This is a genomic window from Lentzea sp. HUAS12, assembly GCF_024125735.1.
Lineage (GTDB): Bacteria > Actinomycetota > Actinomycetes > Mycobacteriales > Pseudonocardiaceae > Lentzea > Lentzea albida.
The window spans coordinates 5,638,189-5,658,195 of record NZ_CP099738.1; the positions used below are offsets into that span (position 1 = coordinate 5,638,189).

A 20,007-nucleotide genomic window follows, 5' to 3' on the forward strand; every position below is an offset into this window, starting at 1 on the left:
TACGGCGTACGTAGGAGGGTCGGCCGGAATGACCGAGTCCAAGGCGCTCAGAGCGCTGCGTGAAGCGATCGTCTTGGAGCACATGGAGTCGCAGAACGAGCACGACTTCGACACCTCTCTGAACACGTTTCCGCACCCCCGTTACGAGATCATGGCGTCCGGCCAGGTCTTCGAAGGCGTGGACGCCGTGCGCGGCTACTGGCAGCGCACCCGCGCGGCGTTCCCCGACCAGCGCAACAAGGTCGTGGACGTCCACCACGCGGACGACGCCGTGATCCTCGAGTTCGAGCTGGAGGGCACCCACCTCGGCAGCCTCACCGGCGAAGAGGTCACCGGACGGTCGTTCAAGGTGAGGATGGTCGGTTTCTTCCTGTTCGACAAGGACGTCCTCACCTGTCAGCGCGTCTACGGCGACACGGCGACCGTGATGGCCCAACTCGGCCTGCTGGACGTCCCCGAGAGGTTCTAGATCACCACCCGGACCTCTCCGACGACCTGCCCGCCGCCGAGCACGGGCACCGACAGCAGCTCCCGCGCGGGCGACACGTCGAACCCCATCGCCGCCAGCGCGGTCAGCCCCACGGCCGTGGTGGCGCGGGGGTTCCCGTCGAGCACCTTCACCGCGACGGCGTGCCCGGCGGCGGACGCGAGCACCAGCACGCCCTCGGCACCACCCTTCGCCACCACCCCCGGCAACCGCTGCATGACCAGGGTGTTCACGTGCCCGGTCCCGCCGACGTACTCGGGGAACTCCCGCATGGCCTCGGCCACCGGAGTGCGCACCAACCCCTGCATCGCGCGCGCCAGGCCGTGCAACGACAACCCGTACACGGGCGCACCACAGCCGTCGATCGCCGTGTGCGCAACGGACTCAAAGGACAAATCCTCCACCGTGCGCTTCACCGCGTGCTGCAACGGATGTGAAGGCTCCAGATAGGTCTCCACGGGCCACCCCGCCGCCACACACGCCGCCAGCATCGCCGCGTGTTTGCCGGAACAGTTCATCCGCACCCGAGACGGCTTCTCGAGCCGAGCACGCGTCTCCTCGTCCTCGGGCCAGGAGGCAGGGCACTGCAACGAGTCCGGGGACAGCCCGCCGAGCAGCCGCGACACGAGTTCGACGTGCCGGTCCTCCCCCGTGTGCGACCCGGCCGCGATCGCCAGGCCGGGCCCGGTCAACGGGGCTCCCGCCGACAGGCACGCGAGCGCCTGGAACGGTTTCATGCACGACCGCGGCAGCACCACGTCCCGCACCGAGCCGAGGGACACGCCCACCTCACCGGACGGCAGCAGGCCGACGACGCTGCCGTGATGCAGGCTCTCGACGAACCCCGACCGGGTCACCTCAGCGAGCAGTGCGGGCACGGGCGGCCTCCAGCCGGTGGGCCAGCCTGGACAGTCCCAGGTTGACCACGAGGTAGACGAACGCGACGACGATGAAGGTCTGGATCAGCAGACCGTTGTAGTTGGCGAGCACACGGCCGTTGAACAACAACTCCGTGTAGGACACGACATACCCCAGCGAGGTGTCCTTCAACAGGCTCACGGCCTGAGTGACGAGCAACGGCGTCATGTGCCGCACGGCCTGTGGCAGCACCACGAACCGCGTCACCACCCCGTCCGGCATCCCGAGCGACAGCCCGGCCTCGCGCTGACCGGGGTCGACCGACGCGACACCGGCCCGGAAGATCACCGCGTAGGAGGCCGCGTGCGACAACGCCAACGGCACCACGAGCTTCCAGAACAGCGGCAGGTTCACACCGAACGACGGCAGCACGAACAGCATCACGTACACGAGCAGCAGCACCGGGACCGTGCGCATGACCTCGGCGTAGGCGCGGGTGAACCGGTTGGGCCGCAACGCGAGCACCAGCCCTCCCGCCGCCGCCAGCACGCCCGTCGCACCCGCCGCCAGCACCGTCGACCGGAGACCGTCCAGCAGGTAGCGCCACACGGGCCAGGTCAGGTACGGCCGCCACCGCGCGGGATCCAGTTGCCCGTTCGACGCGAACTGCCGCAGCCCCAGCGCCACGAGCCCGAGCAGCACCAGGGCGGACACCACCGAGACCCAGAAGACCCTGCGGCGGGACCGGGGGCCGGGAGCGTCGAACATCAGGCCAGCCGCCGTTCCAGCGCACGGGCCCCGAACCCGATCCCGGCCGCCATCACCAGGTAGCAGAGCCCGACCCCGGTGAAGACCAGCAACGGCTGCGCGAGCTCCAGGTTGATCCGTTGTGCCGCACGGGTCATGTCCACCAAGCCGACCGCACCGGCCAGTGCCGTGGCCATCGTCAACGCGATCGCGATGTTCGCCAGCGGCTGCACGACCCGCCGGGAGGCCTGGGGCAACACCACGTGCCGCAACGACTGCCGCAACGACAGCCCCAGCGCCCGCGCGGCCTCGCCCTGGCCGGACGCCACCGAGTTCACGCCCGACCGCAGCGCCTCCGCCACGAAAGCCGCCTCGTACAGCGAGATCGCCAGGAAAGCGGTCCAGAACAACGGCATCGTCACGCCCACCTCGGGCAGCCCGAACACGAACAGCACCAGCCACGCGAGCAGCGGGACGTTCCGCCACACCTCGACGTACACCGCTCCGACGCCCCGCAACAGCGGCACCGGAACGATCCTCAGCACCGCGACCAGCAGACCGGCCAGAAGAGCGCCCGCGAACGACAGCAGGGTGAGGGCGACGGTGTTCAGAAAGCCTTCGAGGACCAGGCTCATGAGGCGATCGCGGGTGGCGCCGGCGCGTCGCCGGTGACCACGGTGCCGATCGTCTGCTTCCAGACCTCCTGCCACAGCCCGGACTTGCCGATCTCGCGCAACCAGTCGTCGACGAACGCGGTGAACTCGGCGTCGCCGTGCCTGATCCCGATGCCGTACGGGTCCTCGGTGAAAGGCTCGCCGACGAGCTGCAGTTCCTCGTCCTTCGACGCGTCCGCCACCAGGATCGCCTGGTCCTGCACGTAGGCCTCGCCGCGGCCCTGCTTCAACGCCGTCACGCACTCGGGGTCGGAGCCGAACTCGACGATCTTCGCGGTGGGCGCCGCGTCCCGCACCGCCTTCACCCCGGGGGTGTTGGCGCCGACGATGACGGTCCTGCCCGCCAGATCGGCGGGTTTCGCGATGCCGGACGTGCCCTTCCGCACCGCGATCGCCTGTCCCGACTGGTAGTAAGGCCCGGCGAACGACACGCGCTCCTCGCGCGCGGGTGTGATCGTGTACGTCTGGATGATCACGTCGACCGTGCCGTTGGCCAGCAACGGTTCCCTCGTCTCGGACGTCGCGGTGAGCAGTTCCGTCGAGGGCTTGCCGACGATGTAGTGCGCGAGCAGCTTGCCGAGGTAGGCGTCGAAGCCGGTGAGCTCGCCGCTGATCGGGTCGAGCTGCGAGAGCAGCGGGGCGTCCTGGGAGCCGCCGATGAGCAGCTCACCGCGCTTCCTGATGCGGTCGACGGCCGAACCGGGGGTGACCTCACCTGCGTAGACAGGGGCTTTGGCCAGCAGCGCGTCGATCTTGCCCGCGCCGGGAACGGCTTCGGAACCGCCGGAGCACCCGGCCACGAAGAGCAACAGCGCGGCTACGAACAGTCTCCCCATGCGCCGAAGCTACTGATCGTGTTCGGCCTGGCACAAGACGCACCGAAGCCGTCTGTCCGGAACAGGACAGACGGCTTCGGTGTCAGATCAGATGTGCTGACCGGTCAGACTCAGACGGCGCGAACGCCCTGGGCCTGCGGGCCCTTCTGGCCCTGACCGATCTCGAACTCGACCCGCTGGTTCTCCTCGAGAGCCTTGTAGCCGTTCATCTGGATCTCGGAGTAGTGGACGAACACGTCGGCGCCACCGTTGTCGGGGGAGATGAAGCCGAAGCCCTTCTCCGCGTTGAACCACTTGACGGTGCCCTGTACTGCCATCTTGCTACTTCTCCTCTAACAGGTGCCGGATCGCGCTCGCGACCACCGGGTCAAGTCACAGCAGCGAGAGCTCCGGAACCTGGAGAACCCGCACACTCGCGACCTCGTTCCGCGAGCGGGGTGATCCACGAACACGAAACGTACGACCGCAGACAGTCAACCACGGCTCCCCGCCCTCAGTCGAGCCATCGATTTCGCTGCTACCGTGAGATCCCGAACGAACGCGCGGAGGTCCTCGTGTCCGAGCTGACGACGATGTCGATCACGGTCGCCGTCGCCCCGCCGGTCCCGGGCGGCCTGTCCGCGTTCGTCCTGCGACACCTCCCGAGCGCCCAGCAGAAGGGCCGCGGCGAGGGGCGCAGGTCGGTGGTCAACAAGGTGACGGGTGACGTCCACGGCACCCTGTTCCAGATCGGCCACGTGAACAACATGAACCTGCCGGACGGCCGGTAACCTGGAGGGTCGTACACCCAGGGGGCCGTGGCTTTGACCGGCAGCGAACGACTGCTCTTCTTCTTCATCGGCTTGGTGACCACGTTCGTGTTCATCCGCATCAGCGTGCGCATGATCAGGGCGAAGGTGCGCTGGTGGCCGGGCAACATCGTGGCCGGTGACACGCACGTGCACCACGTCGTGTTCGGCACGGTGCTGCTGCTCCTGTCGAGCGTCACGAGCCTCGTCATCCCGGACGACCTGCACGGCGCCCGGCTGGTCGCCGCGGCCGGGCTCGGCGTGGGCGCGGCGCTCGTGCTGGACGAGTTCGCGCTGATCCTGCACCTCAGGGACGTGTACTGGACCAAGGCGGGCCGGTTGTCCGTCGACGCGGTGTTCCTCGCCGTGGGCCTCACGGGCCTGTTCCTGCTCGGCGCACGGCCGCTCGGCTACGACGAGGTGCTGTCGCTCAACCCGGAGACCACGCCCGCGTCCACGTTCACGCTCCGGCTGATCGCCATCGGGGTGAACCTGTGCTTCGCCATCGCGGCGCTGCTCAAGGGCAAGATCTGGACCGGCCTGCTCGGGCTGCTCGTGCCGGTGGTGCCCGCCGTGGGCGCCGTGCGGCTGGCCAGGCCCGGCTCACCGTGGGCGCGCTGGCGCTACCCGGAGGGCTCGCGCAAGCTGACCCGCGCCTACCGCCGGGAGGCCCGGATCCGGCAGCCGATCATCCGGGCGAAGATCGCCGTGCAGGAGTTCATCTCGGGGCGTCACGACCTGCCTGATCAAGACAGGCCGTGACGGGTCCGGGCGCCGGCTAACCGCCGACGATGTCCTGCTGGGCGCAGACCGGGGCGAGCTCACCGGCGCACAGCTCCGCCGGCTTGACGATGCCCTCCGTGACCAGCGTCCGGACGGTGTCCTTCTTGATGAGCGTCGCGCCGAGCAGCACCGACTTGATGTCGCGCCGCGCGACCGGGTCCCTGAGGTTGCCGGTGGCGAGGTCGTCGGCACCCTCGAGGTCTCCGCGGGCGATGGCGATCGCCAGCCTGGCGGCGGCCTCGGCCTCGTCGCGCACCGGCTTGTAGACGGTGACGCACTGGTCGCCGCCGAGCACGGCCCGCAGACCGTCCACAGTGGCGTCCTGGCCGGTGACCGGGACCCTGATGCCCTTCTTCTTGAGCACGCCGATGACCGCACCCGCGAGACCGTCGTTGGCCGCGACGACGCCGTCGACCTTGCCGCCGTTCTCGGTGAGGATCTGCTCGAACAGCTTGCCGCCGAGCTCGTTGTTCCAGTCGGCGACCGGCTGCGTCTTCACGAGCTTCAGCGAACCGCTGTCGTACTTCGGCGCGAGCCTCGACTTCTGGCCCTGGGCGAAGAGCGTGGCGTTGTGGTCCGTCGGCGCGCCCTGGATCTCGATGATCTGGGCTCCCGGCTTCTCGCCGAGGCAGCCGAGCAGGCCGTCCGCCTGCAGCTGGCCGACGTTCACGCTGTCGAAACCGACGTGGTACTCCGCCTGGCCGCCGAGCGTCACGCGGTCGTAGTCGATGACCGGGATGCCCGCGGCCTTCGCCTTCTTCTGCACCGCGAGGCCGCCCGCCGCCGACAACGGCGTGATCATCATGACCTTCACCTTGCGGCGGATCATCTCGTCGGCGATCTGCGCGAACTTCGCCTCGTCGCCCTCGGCGTTCTCCATGAACGGTTCGATGTCCGCGTAGTTGAACGCCTGTGTGAGCAGGGGGCGGTCTTGCTCTTCCCAACGCGCGGATGTCGTTCGGTCGGGAAGGATTACCCCGACGATTGGTTTGGGACCGCGCGTAGGCAGCGTCGGAGAGCCCTGACCAGCATCACCACAAGCAGTCAGGAGAAAGAGCAGGCACGCCGACGATGCCATTACCCGTCTTCGCATAAACGCGGAGTTCAGTCCTTGAATCTTGTTAAGTCAAGATTTCTTCTCATAACATCACGCTCCGCTTCCGTTCGGCTACAGTTCGATTCCGTACGAAAGGCGCTGATGTAGGACGCTTTTTCGTGTCAGTGTGTCGGACTTGGGCGGCGAACGGGGGCCGTTCCGTGTTGTTGGATCCAGCCCTGACCGGGTGTGAGGAGACAGCTAGGTGAGAACGCGCAGAACCGTGATGGCGGTGGCGGCGACGGTGTCGCTGATCGCGGCGGGCACATCGGCGGCGGGGGCCGCTCCGGCCTCCACGGGGCCGACCATGGAGTACACCGTCCTCCTGGAGGAACCCGGAAACCGCGACTTCGCGATCGACGCCGTGGAGGCGGCGGGTGGCGAGGTCGTGCGGAGCAACGACGCCGTCGGCCTGCTGACGGTCAAGGCGCCCGCGACAGGCTTCGCGGAGAAGGTCTCCGCTTCGAGCGCGATCGTCGGTGCCGCTCGGGCCAAGCCGATCGGGCACGCGCCCGCGGCGAAGAAGGCCGAGAAGACCAAGCGCGACAACGTCGAGAAGGAGAACAAGGGCGAGAAGCCGAACAAGGCTCCCGCCCAGCAGGGGTCGACGGCCGGCATGGACCCGCTCGACGGGGACCTGTGGGGCCTGAACCTCGTCCGCTCCAACATCGCGCGGGCCAAGCAGGCCGGCGACAAGCGCGTGTACGTCGGAATCCTCGACACCGGTGTGGACGGTTCCCACCCGGACATCGCGCCGAACTTCAACAACGAGCTCTCGCGCAACTTCACCGTCGACATCCCGAACGACTCCGACGGTGGCGTGTTCGACGGCCCGTGTGAGTTCCGCGGTTGCGTGGACCCGGCGAACTGGGACGACGGCGGCCACGGCACGCACGTCGCCGGCACCATCGGCGCCGCTGCCAACGGTTTCGGCATCTCCGGTGTCGCACCGGGCGTGTCGCTCGTCAACATCCGCGGCGGCCAGGACGCGGGCTCGTTCTTCCTGACGCCCGTCGTCGACGCGCTCACCTACGGCGCCGACATCGGCCTGGACGTCATCAACATGTCGTTCTACGTCGACCCCTGGTACATGAACTGCGCCAACGACCCCACGGCCTCGGCCGAGGAGCAGCTGGAGCAGCGCACGATCATCGCGACCGTGCAGCGCGCGTTGAACTACGCGCACCGCAAGGGCGTCACGCTGATCGGTGCCGGTGGCAACAACCACGAGGACCTGGGCAAGCCGCGCCAGGACACCGTGAGCCCGAACTACCCGCCGGGCCACAACCGTCCGCGTCCGGTCGACAACGCGACCTGCCTCAACCTGCCGACCGAGGGTGACCACGTCATCTCCGTGTCGTCCCTCGGCCCGTCGACCAACAAGGCCGACTACTCGAACTACGGCGTCGAGCAGACCGCGGTCTCGGCTCCCGGTGGCTACTTCCGCGACGGCCTCGGCACGCCGTGGTACCGCACCAACGAGAACATGATCCTGTCGACCTACCCGCGCAACGTCGCTCTCGCCGAAGGCGCGATCGACGAGGCCGGCAACATCACCCCCGACGGTGAGGCCGCGGGCGTGAAGAAGGCCGTGCAGGGCGACAAGGTCGGCTACTACCAGTTCCTGCAGGGCACCTCGATGGCCGCCCCGCACGCCGCCGGTGTCGCCGCGCTGATCGTCAGCCAGTACGGCAAGAAGGACAAGAAGAACCCCGGCCTGACCCTCGACCCCGACAAGGTCGAGAAGGTGCTCTACAAGACCGCGACCCAGCGCGCCTGCCCGAACCCGCGCACTGTCTCGTACGTCAACGTGGGCCGCACGCCGGAGTTCGACGCCACCTGTGAGGGTGACGCGAAGTTCAACGGCTTCTACGGTCACGGCATCGTGGACGCCTACGGTGCTGTCACCCGCGGTGGTCAGTTCCTGTAACCCCTGCTCGACGACGAAGGCCCCCGGTGTCTTGCCGGGGGCCTTTCTCGTGCGACGAAAGTGGACTACCGGAACCACCTTCGTCTGAACTGTTCCGGCGTGCCTTGACCGTGCCGTAGCGGCATGGTTTCCACTGATCGTCGTCAGAGCGGAACGAGAACGGGAGGCGTCGTGGGGTGGAGCACCAGCCAGCTGGCCGACCTCGCCGGCACGACGTTGCGCACGATCCGGCACTACCACGACGTGGGACTGCTGGCCGAGCCCGAACGCAGGGCCAACGGCTACAAGAGCTACGGCGTGCCGCACCTGGTGCGGGTGCTCAGGATCAAGCGGCTCACCGACCTCGGGCTGTCGCTCGCGCAGATCGCGGACCTCGGTGACTCCGACGAACACCCGCGCGAGGCGTTGCGGGAGCTCGACGCCGAGCTGGAGGCGCAGATCGAACGTCTGCAACGGGTGCGGGCCGAGCTCGCGCTGGTCCTGCGCCAGGAGACGCCGACCGATCTGCCGCCGGACGTGGCGGTGATGATCGAGGACGCGGACCTCTCGCCGCAGGACCGCTCGTTCACGGTCGTGCTGGCCCAGCTGCTCTCACCGGAGACGCTGGTGAGGTACGCCGAGACGCTGAAGGACTACTCGCGGGATCCGGCGGTCATCGAGTTCGACCACCTGCCGGAGGACGCGGACGAGCAGACTCGGCAGCGCCTGGCCGAACGCATGCGCGCCATGCCCTACATGGCCGAGATGCGTGCGGCGTTTCCTGATCCGACCGGTTTGTGGAGCGACGCGCCCCGTGGCGTGGAGCACGCGAGGCGAACGGTCGTGAAGGTCATGGTCGAGCTCTACAACAAGGCCCAGCTGGACGTTCTCGTCCGCATGAACGCCTGACGTTCCATTGGTCTGACGTGCCGAGGGGGCACGTCGTCGGGGAGGTATTTGCTAATGCGAAAAACGTTGTCGCTGGCCGCGGTCGTGACCGCCGCCGCAGCCCTGGTGGCGGTGCCGGGGGTGTCGTCCGCCGCCACGCCGAAGCCCGAGGTGCAGTGGGTCACCTGCCCCACCGACGTGGGGCTGCCGGGCCTGGAGTGCGGGAAGCTCCAGCTGCCGCTCGACTACCGCAAGCCGCAGGGGCGCAAGACCGAGGTGATGATCACCCGGCTGGCGAGCAAGAACCCCGCGCAGCGCAAGGGGATCCTGCTGACGAACCCCGGCGGGCCGAGCGAGGGGCTGACGTTCCCGGCCGTGCTGAAGGCGGTGGGACTGCCGCAGAGCGTGCTGGATTCGTACGACATCATCGGCATGGACCCGCGGGGCATCGGTTACAGCTCACCGTCCACGTGCGACATGACCGAGGAGCAGATGGCGGACGGCAGCGTGCCGCCGTACGCCAACAACTCCGCCGAGGTGCGCCAGCGTGCCGAGGAGGTCAAGAAGATCGCCGAGCAGTGCCTGAAGTCGCACTCGGCGGACGAACTGCCGTACAACACGACCGCGAACATCGCGCGTGACATGGACTCGGTTCGTGCGGCGCTGGGCGAGAAGAAGGCGTCGTTCCTCGGGTACTCGTACGGCTCGTACCTGGGTTCGGTGTACGCCACGCTGTTCCCGAAGACCTCGGACCGCGTCGTGATCGACAGCAACCTGCCGAAGGGCGGCTGGGACGTCGAGGGCGGCCGGATGATGGGCCGCGGCGTCGAGGACACGTTCCCCGACTTCGCGAAGTGGGCGGCGGCGCACCCCGAGTACGGCCTCGGCACCACACCGCAGCAGGTGCGCGCCAAGTTCTTCGACCTGGCGGCGCGCCTCGACGAGAAGCCCTCGGTCGAGGGCGTCGACGGCAGGCTGTTCCGCTTCCTGACGTTCTCGGGGCTCTACGCCACCGGTGACCAGGCCTTCAAGAAGCTCGCCGCCTCCTACCAGGCGTTCGACACCGGCAAGCCGCAGCCGCCGCAGGAGTACCCGGAGGTCCCGCGCGTGCAGGCCCTGCTGGCGGGTCGCCTGAACGTGATGTGCGGTGACTCGGCCTGGCCGTCGTCGGTCGGCGCGTACGAGCGCAACGTGGCGATCGACCGGATCCGCCACCCGATGTTCGGTGCGGCGGCGGCGAACATCCAGCCGTGCGCCTTCTTCCCGAAGCCGGTGGAGAAGCAGGTCCTGCCGTCCGACCGGGGCCCGCGCAACGTGCTGCTGGTGCAGAACGAGCGCGACCCCGCGACGCCGCTGGCCGGCGCCCTGACGACGCGCCGCGCGTTCGGCGACAGGGCCGCGATGATCACCATCGACCAGGGCGGCCACGGCGCCTACGTGTTCGGCAAGAACACGTGCGCCAACGACAAGGTGACCGAGTACCTGCTCGGCGGCATGCGCCCGAACGACACGAAGTGTGCGGCCCAGACCGGCTGACGCACGACAGGCCGGCTCACCCGGGGGTGAGCCGGCCTCGCCGCGTCCACAGTGGACCGAGACGACATGCCCCGGAATGCACCGCCTGGCAACAATTGTCCGTTTCGCGAATTAGTAAAGACCCTTGCCAATAAAGGTCTGCACCCCTTACCGTGGCATTCACGCCGCCCGGGACCCCACCATCCCTGCCCCGGAGGGACAGTCGTGAAAACCACTGGTCGCATCGCGGCCGCACTGCTCACGTGCGCCGCGCTCTTCACCACCACCATCGGCACCGCGTCCGCCGCCAACCTGGACGAACCGCGCCTCAAGGACATCGCGATGCAGATCGTGTCCAGCGCGGAGAACTCCTCCACGGACTGGAAGGCGCAGTTCGGCTACATCGAGGACATCGACGACGGCCGCGGCTACACCGCGGGCATCATCGGTTTCTGCAGCGGCACCGGCGACATGCTCGACCTCGTCGAGCTGTACAAGAACCGCAAACCCGGCAACGTGCTGGAGAAGTACCTCCCCGCCCTGCGCAAGGTGAACGGCAGCGATTCCCACACGGGCCTCGACCCGAACTTCACCAAGGACTGGAAGACCGCCGCGAAGGACTCCACCTTCAAGGCGGCACAGGAGTCCGAACGCGACCGCGTCTACTTCAACCCCGCTGTGGCGCAAGGCAAAGCGGACGGCGTGCGAGCCCTCGGCCAGTTCGCCTACTACGACGCGATCGTCGTGCACGGCGACGGCGGCGACAAGACGAGCTTCAGCAACATCCGCAAGCGCGCCCTCGGCAAGGCGAAGCCCCCGTCGCAGGGCGGCAACGAGACCACGTGGCTCAATGCCTTCATGGACGCACGGGTGTGGGCGATGAAGCAGGAGGCGGCCCACGAGGACGTCTCCCGCATCGAGACCGCCCAGCGCGTGTGGCTCAAGGCGGGCAACTTCGACCTGAAGACGCCGCTGAAGTGGAAGGTCTACGGGGACAGCTTCAGCATCAACTGAACCCTGGTGCCACAGCACAAGAGGGGCGCTCCGCCTGGAGCGCCCCTCTTGTGCACGTCGGTCCTACAGCTGGGTCCAGTCCAGCACCGGCGCCGCGAAGTCGCGGATCGATGCCAGCAACCCGAGCCGGGCCGCCTTCACCTTCTCGTCCTCGGCCATCACGAGCACCTCGTCGAAGAACGTGTTGATCGGCCCGGTGAGCCCCTCGGCGGCGGCGAAGAACGCCGCCAGACCGGTGACGTCACGCGGCACGCCGTCGAACGCCTCGTGCAGCGCCACCTCCGCCGGCTCGGACAGCACCGAGGCGTCGTACGAGGCCTCGACCGCGCCCGGCACGATGCGCCGCACGCGTTGCAACGCGGCCACCAGGGCATCGAAGGACTCGTTGCCCGCCAACGACTCCAGCTGCGCGAGCGTCTCGTCCGCGAGCACGGGCGAATCGGCCAGCGGCAGCACGGCCTGCACGAACCGGTGCTCGTGCCCGGCGTCGAGCAACGCCTGCTCGTACCGCCGGACGGCGAACTCGCGTGCCGTCTCCAGGGCCTCCGCGGAGACCTCGAGCCCAACGGATGCGAGGGACAGCGCCACCGGCAGCGTGATCTCCCGCAGATCCGGGAAGGCCCGCAGCACCGTCACCGCGCCCAGAGCGGCCCGGCGCAGACCGAACGGGTCGGACGAGCCGGTCGGCTGCGCGCCGATCCCGAACAGCCCGGCCAGCAGGTCGAACCGGTCCGCGAGCGACAGCAGCGCACCCGGCACCGACGACGGCAGCGCGTCACCGGCCGAGCGGGGCAGCTCCATCTCCCACAGCGCCAGCGCGACCTCGGGCGTCTCCCCCGCCCGTGCCGCGTACTCCCTCGCCATCACCCCGGCGAGCGACGACAGCTCGATCACCATCTGCGAGCCGAGGTCGAACTTGGCCAGCGCGCCGGCCCGGTCCAGGGTCTCGCGATCCACCTCGACCACCGAGGCGAACCGGCCGGCCAGCGCGGCGATCCGGGCCGCGCGGTCGGCCATCGAGCCGAGCTTGTCCGCGAACGTCAGCTTCGCGAGACCGGCCTTCATCTCCTCCAGCGGCGTCTTGAGGTCCGCCCGCCAGAAGAACGCCGCGTCCTCGTACCGCGCCCGCAGCACGGCCTCGTTGCCCGCCCGCACCAGGTCCGCGTCCACGGACCCGTTCGCCACGGCCACGAAGTGCGGCAGCAGCGCGCCGTCGGCGGTGCGCACCGGCAGGTAGCGCTGGTGCTTGCGCATCACGGTCGTCAGGATCTGCGCGGGCAGCTCGAGGTACCGCTCCTCGAACGAGCCGAGGATCGGCGTCGGCCACTCGACGAGGTTCGTGACCTCGTCCAGCAGGCCGTCGACCTCGACCACGCCACCGACGGACGCGGCCAGTTCCTGCGCGGCGGCGACGATCGTGGCCGCACGGGCGGTGCCGTCGACCTGGATGCCGTGCCCCGCCAGGAAGTCCAGGTACCCGTCCGCCGTGGACACCTCGACGACCGGCTCGTCCGCGGTCCGGTGAACGCGGGTCGACGTGCCCGAGGCGAGCGACGACACCGCGACCGGCACCGGGGTCCGGCCGAGCAGCGCGAGCAGCCAGCGGATCGGCCGCGTGAACGACAGCTTCGGGTCGTTCCACTTCATGTTCTTCTCGGCGCGCAGCTCCGCGACGACCTCGCCCAGCAGTCCGCTCAGCACCTCGACGGCACCGCGGCCGGCCTCGGTCCTCGTCGACGCCACGAACTCGACGTCGTTCTCGACCACACGTCCCAGCGAGGACACCTCGACGCCCTGGCCGCGCGCGAAGCCCTGCACGGCCTTCGTCGGGTTGCCGTCGGCGTCGAAGGCGGCGGAGACGCGCGGGCCGCGCACGGTGCGCTCGGCGTCCGGCTCCCGCGGGGAGACGGCGGGCACCAGCACCACGATCCGGCGCGGGGTGCCGTGCACGGTCACCTCGCCGGACGTCAGCCTCGTGGCCTCCAGCTTCGCCGTCACGGCCGAGCGCACCGCGTCGACGGTCCGCAGCACCTCGTGCGGCGGCAGTTCCTCGGTGCCGATCTCGAACAGCAGCGTCGCGGGCGCGACGACGTCCTCGAAGGACGAGGGCTTCTCGACGACGGCCGGGAGTTCGGCGACCCCGAGCGGGTGTCCGAGCTCGGACCGGCGCTCGGCCCACAGCGCGGCCACCTCGCGGGCCAGTCCGCGCATCCGGCCGAACGCACGGGCGCGCTCGGTCGTCGAGATCGAGCCGCGCGCGTCCAGCACGTTGAAGATGTGCGAGCACTTCAGCACGAAGCTGTGCGCGGGAACGGGAAGCCGGGCGTCGAGCATGCGGCGGGCCTCGGTCGCGAACTCCTCGAAGAGGCGCTTGTTCGCCTCCACGTCCGCGTCGTCGAGGTAGTACCGCGACATCTCGTACTCGGCCTGGCCGAACGCCTCGCCGTAGGAGATGCCGGGCGCGTAGGCGATCTTCTTGAAGTGGTCGACGCCCTGCAGCGCCATCATGATCCGCTCGATGCCGTAGGTGATCTCCACCGACACCGGGTCGAGCGTCATGCCACCGGCCTGCTGGAAGTACGTGAACTGGGTGATCTCGAGGCCGTCCAGCCAGACCTCCCAGCCGAGGCCCCAGGCACCCAGCGCGGGCGAGGCCCAGTTGTCCTCGACGAACCGGACGTCGTGCGCGCGCACGTCGATGCCCAGCGCCTCCAGCGAACCGAGGTAGAGCTCCTGCGGGTCGCCCGGGTCGGGCTTGAGGATCACCTGGAACTGGGTGTGGGTCTGCAGCCGGTTCGGGTTCTCGCCGTAACGGGCGTCGTCGGGCCGCACGGACGGCTCCACGTACGCGACGCGCCACGGCTCGGGACCCAGCACCCTCAGCACGGTGGCGGGGTTCAGCGTCCCCGCCCCGACCTCGGTGTTGAACGGCTGCACCACGATGCAACCTCGGTCGGTCCAGTACTTGGTCAGCGCGAGCAGCGCGTCCTGCATCGTCAACACGGCGACGAGTCTACGAAACAGACAAAACCGCTGGTCAAGGGGCCTGAATCGGGTGGCCTCCGCCACTGTGTCACGCTTTGCACAACCGAGTGGACCTCCCGCACGTCTACTTGGAGTACCCGAATGCGCTGAGAGGAGTGGGTGTGGACAACCGGCCGCCGCGGCCGGGAGACCCGAACGGGAATCCCAGGCGACCCTCTGCCACCCCGCGTCCGCAGGCGGGCCAGCCCCGCCGCCCGCAGGTGCCGCCGCGCGGCTCCGACCAGCCCCGCAGGGAGCCGGGCAAGGCCGAACCGCCGAGGCGGGAGCCCCCGAAGCGCTCCGAACCCCCGCGCGGGTCGGCGGGCCGCGGTGAGCCCCCGCGTCGCAGCGAGCCCCCACGGCGCGGCGAACCAGCCGGTCGCTCCGAGTCCCCGCGCCGCGGCGAGTCCGCCGGCCGCAACGACTCCCCCCGCCGCGAATCAGCGAGCCGCAGCGAGTCCGCGCGCCGATCCGAACCGCCCCGCCGCGAGTCCCCGCGCCGCGTGCCGGGCCGCGAGTCGTCCTCCGCACCGCGCCCGCGTCCGGTCGCCGACCGCCCCACGGTCCGCACGACCCCGGCCAAGGCGAAGGCCGAGGCCCCCGCGCCCCGCCCGAGGCCCAGGCCCGCCGCCGCCGCCGCCCGCCGTCCGAGCAGGGCCGACCGCGGCGCCCCCACCGGCGCCAAGATCTTCATCACCATGCTGTCGGCGACGATCCTGCTGGTCACCGGCATCGCCTGGCAGAACCTGACGGCGCTGACCGACGGCCTGACCAAGCAGGACCTGAACCTGGCCGACGCGGGCGAGCGGCCCGCCGACGGCGCGATCGACATCCTGCTGGTCGGCATGGACAGCCGCACCGACTCCAAGGGCAACCCGCTGCCGCAGAACATCCTGAACGAACTGCAGGCGGGCGGCAGCGACGACGGCGGGTTCAACACCGACACGCTGATCCTGTTGCACATCCCGAACGACAGCGGCAAGGCCTACGCCGTGTCGTTCCCGCGCGACTCCTACGTGAAGATCGCGGGCGGGTTCGGGCGGCACAAGATCAACTCTGCCTACGGCTACGCCAAGGGTCAAGCCGCCGAGAAGCTGCAGGGCAGCGGCAAGACCGGGCCCGAGGTCGAGATGGAGTCGCGCAAGGCCGGCGCGAACAACCTCATCCAGACCATCCAGGACCTGACCGGCGCCACGATCGACCACTACGCCGAGGTCAACCTCGTCGGCTTCTACGACATCACCAAGGCCATCGGCGGCATCGACGTCTGCCTCAACGCCAAGGTCCGCGACAGCTTCTCCGGCGCGAACTTCCCCGCGGGCCAGCAGACCATCGCGGGCAAGGACGCGCTCGCGTTCGTCCGCCAGCGCCACGGCCTGCCGATGGGCGACCTCGACCGCGTCGTGCGCCAGCAGGTGTTCATGGCGGGCCTGGCGAAGAAGGTGCTGTCCGCGGGCGTGCTCACCGACAGCACCAAGCGCGCCGACCTGATCAAGGCCCTGGGCAGCGCGATCGTGCTCGACGACGGCTGGGACATCACCAACTTCGCCCTGCAGATGAAGGACCTGACGGGCGGCAACCTGACGTTCCAGACGATCCCGACCGGCAACCCCGACCTGCAGACGCCGGAGGACGGCTCGGCGGTCGAGGTCGACGCCGCCGAGGTGAAGTCGTTCGTCAAGAACCTGGGCAAGGCACCCGCGTCGTCGAACCCGGCCGACCCGAAGTTCGACAGGTCCACGGTCACCGTCGACGTCCGCAACGCGTCCGGCCAGGCAGGCCTCGCGGGCCAGGTGCTCCAGTCGCTCGTCGCGAAGGGCTTCAAGGAGGGCCAGACGGGCAACGCCGAGGCCATGACGAAGTCCGTCGTCCGCTACGGCAAGGGCGGCGAGGCAGGTGCCAACGCCGTCCAGGAGGCCCTCGGCGGCCTCAAGATCGAGGAGGACGTCAACGTGCCGGCCGGTGCCGCCCGCGTCTTCCTCGGCTCCGACTACGCCGGTCCCGGCTCCCAGGGCTTCGCCGGGTCCGGGATGCTCGCCCTGGACGGTGCGCGTCGGCAACCGGCTGACCCCGCGGCCCCTCCGCCCATCTCCGCAGACGGTGTGCGCTGCGTGAACTGATACTCAGAGTAGAGATGTATCCCCCATTCGGGGGGTTCTGCCAGCAAGTTGCGTAAGCGACGAAGCACCAGCGCCTTCCATCACCGTGAGACCCGCTCACGGGGTGGAGGACCAGAGTGCAGACTGCGAACGGCCAAATCGACACAGCGGCGTACCAGCGCGTGCTCGGTGATGAGATCCGCAGCCTTCGCAAGCAGCGCGGATGGACCCGCAAGGAGCTGAACAAGCGCCTGCAGACCGAGATCTCGCTGCAGACGCTGGCGACGTACGAGCTCGGCACGCGGCAGTGCTCCGTCGTGCGCCTCGTCGAGATCTGCCACGCCCTCGACGTCCCGGCGCACGAGGTCCTCGCCCGCGTGCACGAGCGCTTCTTCGGCGACACCCCGGCCGGCCACCTGTCGCTCAGCCTCACCGCGGTCGCCGCCACCGACAACCCGCGGATCCTGCCGCTGCGGCGGTGGGCGGCCGGACGGCTGCACGCGCTTCCGCCAGGTGCCTCACCCGAGGTGCACCTCGACCTGCCCGCGCTCGAGAACATGGCACAGCTGTGCCAGCTACCGACCGTCGAACTCATCCGGATCCTGCGCGGCCTGAGCAGGTGAGCTGAGCCGGTAGTTGTACCGAACCCCGTTCACACCAACGCAACGACCGTCCGGAAAGGGTGGAATTCCACCGCCGGTAGAGTCGCCTGCGTGAACGATTCCCCCGCCCGCCTCCCCCTGCGGACCGCAGCCGCCGTGAAGCTGGGCAACCTGAGCTCCACGTTGTCGCAGAAGATGGGCCTCGGCGCCGGCGGCATGATCGGCGGCCGGGTCGCGCTGAAGCTCGACCCGCAGGCGCTGAACCGCCTCACCCAGGGCCGCAGGGTCGCCGTCGTGACGGGCACCAACGGCAAGACCACCAGCACGATGATGCTGGCACGAGCCGTGGGCGCGCTGGGCGAGGTCGCCACGAACCACAGCGGCGCGAACATGCCCGACGGCCACGTCACGGCGCTCTCGAAGCAGCCGGACGCCCCCTACGCGGTGCTGGAGTGCGACGAGGCCTACTTCCCGGCCGTCGCGGGCGCCAGCAACCCGTCCGTCGCCGTGATCCTGAACCTGAGCCGCGACCAGCTCGACCGCGTCGGCGAGGTCCGCACCATCGAGCGCTCGCTGCGCGACGCGATCGACAAGCTGCAGAACTGCACGATCGTCGCCAACTGCGACGACGTGATGGTGACGAGCGCGGCTTGGAACGCCTCCAAGGTCGTCTGGGTCGCCACCGGCACCGGCTGGCACCACGACTCGGCGAGCTGCCCGCGCTGCGGCAGCCCCATCCAGTGGCAGGGCGAGCACTGGCACTGCACGGGCTGCGACCTCGCGCGCCCGCACCCGAACTGGATCACCGCCGACGAAGCGATGATCACGCCGGAGCACCAGAAGCTCGAGCTGCGCCTCACGCTGCCGGGCAAGTTCAACCAGGCCAACGCCGTCATGGCGTCCGCGGCCGCCCACGCGATGGGCGTCTCCGCGGACGAGGCCGTGCGCAGGCTGCGCGGCGTCTCGAACGTGAGCGGCCGCTACCGCACGATCCAGCGCAACGGCCGCAGTGCGCGCCTGTTGCTCAGCAAGAACCCGGCGGGCTGGAGCGAGACCCTCACGGTCGTCAAGGAGGCCAACCACCCGGCCGCCCTGGTGATCAACGCCCAGGAGGCCGACGGCCGCGACCTGAGCTGGCTGTGGGACGTCCCCTTCGAGCGCCTGCAGGGCCGCACGGTCATCGCGTCCGGCGAGCGCGCCACCGACCTGGCCGTCCGCCTGACCTACGCCGAGGTCCAGCACACGATCGTGCCCGACCCCCTGAAGGCCATCGACCAGATGCCGCAGGGCGCGGTCGAGGTCATCGCCAACTACACCGCGTTCCGCGACTTGAATGCCAGGGCTGCCGCTGATGAGTGAGTCGACAATCCAGATCGCGCTCGTGCTGCCGGATCTCCTCGGCACCTACGGCGACTTCGGCAACGCCGTGGTCCTCGAGAAGCGCATGACGTGGCGCGGGATCTCCGCCGAGATCGTGCCGATCAACTACGGCCAGCCGGTGCCGGACTCCTGCGACATCTACGTCGTGGGCGGTGGTGAGGACACCGCGCAGACGCTGGCGGTGAAGCACCTCCGCGAGCACCCCGGCCTGCAGCGCGCCGTCACGAAGAACGCCGTCGTGCTCGGCGTCTGCGCCGGCATCCAGATCTTCGGCGAGAGCTTCACCCGCGCCGACAACGTGACGCACCCCGGCATGGGCCTGATCGACTCGACCTCGCACGCCGGCGGCAGCCGCGCGATCGGCGAGGTCATCGCCGAGCCCGCAGACGGCCTGTTCGCGGGCCCGCTGACCGGGTTCGAGAACCACCAGGGCCGCACGGTGCTGGGCCCGGCCGCGCGTCCGCTGGCGCACGTCAAGGTGGGCACGGGCAACGACGGCAGCGTCGAAGGCGCTGTTCAGGGCCGGATCGTGTGCACGTACCTGCACGGGCCGGTGCTGCCGCGCAACCCGGCGCTCGCCGACATGCTGATCGAGTGGGCCACGGGCACGAAGGTCGCGCCGATCGACCTGCCCGCCGTCACCGCTATGCGTGCGGAACGGGTGCGGGCAGCTTCCTGATTGAAGCGGAAAAGGGTGCCCGGTCCTTCAGGACCGCGCGCCCTTTTCGCTTCAATCAGGACGTGATCTTCAGGTGTGTCATAGCCACTCCAGGCCAGATCACGTTCATGACGTAATCGGTTGCGAGCGCAGGTCCCACGGTGGGCCTGCGCTCCATCCACACCGCGAGCCGTTCGGTCGCCCCGACGACCATCTCCGCGAACGCCTCCGCCTCCAGCGGGTCGATCTCCGGTGTGAACGACGCCAGCACGGCCCCGATCATGTCCGTCTGCTGCTGGCGGATGCCCTCGACCTCCTCCTGCGCCGACGGCACGGCCACGGCCGCCTCCTGCCGCAGCAGCGCCCACGACCTGCGGTGCTCGTCGATGAACTCGAAGAACGCGAGCAGCCCGAGCCGGAGGAACTCCTCCGGGGTCGCCGCGCCCGCTATCGCCGCCGCCGTCTTCTCGCGCAGTTCGGTGCGCGCACGGTGGATGCAGCCGATGAGCAGGCCTTCCTTCGAGCCGAAGTACTCGTACAGCATCGGCTTCGAGACGCCGACGCGTTCGGCGATCTCGTCCATCGACGTGGCCAGATACCCCTGCTCGGCGAAGATCTCCTCGGCGACGGTGAGCATCTGCGCCATGCG

At 69.4% G+C, this 20,007-nt stretch carries 19 protein-coding genes; 11 read left to right on the forward strand and 8 right to left on the reverse strand.

The window, feature by feature from the left end:
* The first annotated feature begins 28 nt into the window (after nucleotides 1-28).
* Nucleotides 29-469, forward strand: coding sequence for an ester cyclase (locus tag ND450_RS25360; RefSeq protein WP_253321165.1), 441 nt, complete (start codon nucleotides 29-31; stop codon nucleotides 467-469).
* Here the strand turns inward: ND450_RS25360 and ND450_RS25365 are convergent.
* The 5 genes from ND450_RS25365 to ND450_RS25385 form a co-directional block, all read right to left on the reverse strand.
* Nucleotides 466-1,365 (reverse strand): asparaginase, encoded by a 900-nt coding sequence (locus ND450_RS25365; protein ID WP_253321166.1) that lies wholly within the window; start codon nucleotides 1,363-1,365, stop codon nucleotides 466-468. The genes ND450_RS25360 and ND450_RS25365 overlap by 4 nt on opposite strands.
* Nucleotides 1,346-2,113 carry an amino acid ABC transporter permease gene (locus tag ND450_RS25370; RefSeq protein ID WP_253321167.1) on the reverse strand — a complete coding sequence of 256 codons (768 nt, stop codon included), beginning with the start codon at nucleotides 2,111-2,113 and terminating at the stop codon, nucleotides 1,346-1,348. The genes ND450_RS25365 and ND450_RS25370 overlap by 20 nt, the downstream gene beginning before the upstream one ends.
* Nucleotides 2,113-2,727 carry an amino acid ABC transporter permease gene (locus tag ND450_RS25375; protein ID WP_253321168.1) on the reverse strand — a complete coding sequence of 205 codons (615 nt, stop codon included), beginning with the start codon at nucleotides 2,725-2,727 and terminating at the stop codon, nucleotides 2,113-2,115. Before ND450_RS25375 ends, ND450_RS25370 begins: the two co-directional genes overlap by 1 nt.
* A complete protein-coding gene (locus tag ND450_RS25380; protein WP_253321169.1) occupies nucleotides 2,724-3,602 on the reverse strand; it encodes a glutamate ABC transporter substrate-binding protein in 879 nt (292 codons plus the stop codon). The genes ND450_RS25375 and ND450_RS25380 overlap by 4 nt, the downstream gene beginning before the upstream one ends.
* A gap of 110 nt (nucleotides 3,603-3,712) precedes the next feature.
* Nucleotides 3,713-3,919: a cold-shock protein gene (locus ND450_RS25385; protein WP_030468404.1), complete on the reverse strand. Its 207-nt coding sequence runs from the start codon at nucleotides 3,917-3,919 to the stop codon at nucleotides 3,713-3,715.
* Between the two features lie 237 nt (nucleotides 3,920-4,156).
* Between ND450_RS25385 and ND450_RS25390 the strand changes: the two genes are divergently transcribed.
* On the forward strand, nucleotides 4,157-4,372 hold the full coding sequence (locus tag ND450_RS25390) for a hypothetical protein (protein WP_253321170.1): 216 nt from the start codon (nucleotides 4,157-4,159) through the stop codon (nucleotides 4,370-4,372).
* A 27-nt stretch (nucleotides 4,373-4,399) separates the two neighbouring features.
* Nucleotides 4,400-5,152, forward strand: coding sequence for a hypothetical protein (locus ND450_RS25395; protein ID WP_253321171.1), 753 nt, complete (start codon nucleotides 4,400-4,402; stop codon nucleotides 5,150-5,152).
* Nucleotides 5,153-5,168: 16 nt separating this feature from the next.
* Here the strand turns inward: ND450_RS25395 and ND450_RS25400 are convergent, their stop codons facing one another.
* Nucleotides 5,169-6,266: a sugar ABC transporter substrate-binding protein gene (locus ND450_RS25400; RefSeq protein ID WP_089922000.1), complete on the reverse strand. Its 1,098-nt coding sequence runs from the start codon at nucleotides 6,264-6,266 to the stop codon at nucleotides 5,169-5,171.
* Nucleotides 6,267-6,495: 229 nt separating this feature from the next.
* Between ND450_RS25400 and ND450_RS25405 the strand changes: the two genes are divergently transcribed.
* From ND450_RS25405 to ND450_RS25420, 4 genes are all read left to right on the forward strand, one after another.
* Nucleotides 6,496-8,199, forward strand: coding sequence for a S8 family serine peptidase (locus ND450_RS25405; RefSeq protein WP_253327992.1), 1,704 nt, complete (start codon nucleotides 6,496-6,498; stop codon nucleotides 8,197-8,199).
* A 171-nt stretch (nucleotides 8,200-8,370) separates the two neighbouring features.
* Complete coding sequence (locus tag ND450_RS25410; RefSeq protein ID WP_253321172.1) at nucleotides 8,371-9,087, forward strand: MerR family transcriptional regulator; 717 nt, start codon at nucleotides 8,371-8,373, stop codon at nucleotides 9,085-9,087.
* 54 nt (nucleotides 9,088-9,141) lie between these two features.
* Entirely contained in the window at nucleotides 9,142-10,602 is a 1,461-nt protein-coding gene (locus ND450_RS25415; RefSeq protein WP_253321173.1) for an alpha/beta hydrolase, read from the forward strand.
* Nucleotides 10,603-10,824: 222 nt separating this feature from the next.
* Nucleotides 10,825-11,595 (forward strand): chitosanase, encoded by a 771-nt coding sequence (locus tag ND450_RS25420; protein ID WP_371927786.1) that lies wholly within the window; start codon nucleotides 10,825-10,827, stop codon nucleotides 11,593-11,595.
* 63 nt (nucleotides 11,596-11,658) lie between these two features.
* Here the strand turns inward: ND450_RS25420 and ND450_RS25425 are convergent, their stop codons facing one another.
* Nucleotides 11,659-14,589 carry a glycine--tRNA ligase gene (locus ND450_RS25425; RefSeq protein ID WP_253327993.1) on the reverse strand — a complete coding sequence of 977 codons (2,931 nt, stop codon included), beginning with the start codon at nucleotides 14,587-14,589 and terminating at the stop codon, nucleotides 11,659-11,661.
* 152 nt (nucleotides 14,590-14,741) lie between these two features.
* Here ND450_RS25425 and ND450_RS25430 point away from each other — a divergent pair, with 152 nt between their 5' ends.
* The 4 genes from ND450_RS25430 (at nucleotide 14,742) to ND450_RS25445 (ending at nucleotide 19,379) form a co-directional block, all read left to right on the forward strand.
* Nucleotides 14,742-16,739, forward strand: a complete 1,998-nt coding sequence (locus tag ND450_RS25430; RefSeq protein ID WP_253321174.1) for an LCP family protein — start codon at nucleotides 14,742-14,744, stop codon at nucleotides 16,737-16,739.
* 116 nt (nucleotides 16,740-16,855) lie between these two features.
* Nucleotides 16,856-17,341: a helix-turn-helix domain-containing protein gene (locus ND450_RS25435; RefSeq protein WP_245786451.1), complete on the forward strand. Its 486-nt coding sequence runs from the start codon at nucleotides 16,856-16,858 to the stop codon at nucleotides 17,339-17,341.
* A gap of 90 nt (nucleotides 17,342-17,431) precedes the next feature.
* Entirely contained in the window at nucleotides 17,432-18,679 is a 1,248-nt protein-coding gene (locus ND450_RS25440) for a MurT ligase domain-containing protein (RefSeq protein ID WP_253321175.1), read from the forward strand.
* Nucleotides 18,672-19,379 (forward strand): type 1 glutamine amidotransferase, encoded by a 708-nt coding sequence (locus tag ND450_RS25445; protein WP_253321176.1) that lies wholly within the window; start codon nucleotides 18,672-18,674, stop codon nucleotides 19,377-19,379. The genes ND450_RS25440 and ND450_RS25445 overlap by 8 nt, the downstream gene beginning before the upstream one ends.
* A 55-nt stretch (nucleotides 19,380-19,434) precedes the next feature.
* Here the strand turns inward: ND450_RS25445 and ND450_RS25450 are convergent, their stop codons facing one another.
* Nucleotides 19,435-20,004 (reverse strand): TetR/AcrR family transcriptional regulator, encoded by a 570-nt coding sequence (locus tag ND450_RS25450; RefSeq protein ID WP_253327994.1) that lies wholly within the window; start codon nucleotides 20,002-20,004, stop codon nucleotides 19,435-19,437.
* Nucleotides 20,005-20,007: the final 3 nt, after the last annotated feature.

Coding starts and splice junctions, on each gene's coding strand:
- ND450_RS25360 (WP_253321165.1), top strand. CDS start 29: ATGACCGAGTCCAAGGCGCTCAGAGCGCTGCGTGAAGCGATCGTCTTG.
- ND450_RS25370 (WP_253321167.1), bottom strand. CDS start 2,113: ATGTTCGACGCTCCCGGCCCCCGGTCCCGCCGCAGGGTCTTCTGGGTC.
- ND450_RS25375 (WP_253321168.1), bottom strand. CDS start 2,727: ATGAGCCTGGTCCTCGAAGGCTTTCTGAACACCGTCGCCCTCACCCTG.
- ND450_RS25380 (WP_253321169.1), bottom strand. CDS start 3,602: ATGGGGAGACTGTTCGTAGCCGCGCTGTTGCTCTTCGTGGCCGGGTGC.
- ND450_RS25385 (WP_030468404.1), bottom strand. CDS start 3,919: ATGGCAGTACAGGGCACCGTCAAGTGGTTCAACGCGGAGAAGGGCTTC.
- ND450_RS25400 (WP_089922000.1), bottom strand. CDS start 6,266: ATGCGAAGACGGGTAATGGCATCGTCGGCGTGCCTGCTCTTTCTCCTG.
- ND450_RS25405 (WP_253327992.1), top strand. CDS start 6,496: ATGGCGGTGGCGGCGACGGTGTCGCTGATCGCGGCGGGCACATCGGCG.
- ND450_RS25415 (WP_253321173.1), top strand. CDS start 9,142: ATGCGAAAAACGTTGTCGCTGGCCGCGGTCGTGACCGCCGCCGCAGCC.
- ND450_RS25425 (WP_253327993.1), bottom strand. CDS start 14,589: ATGCAGGACGCGCTGCTCGCGCTGACCAAGTACTGGACCGACCGAGGT.
- ND450_RS25445 (WP_253321176.1), top strand. CDS start 18,672: ATGAGTGAGTCGACAATCCAGATCGCGCTCGTGCTGCCGGATCTCCTC.
- ND450_RS25450 (WP_253327994.1), bottom strand. CDS start 20,004: ATGGCGCAGATGCTCACCGTCGCCGAGGAGATCTTCGCCGAGCAGGGG.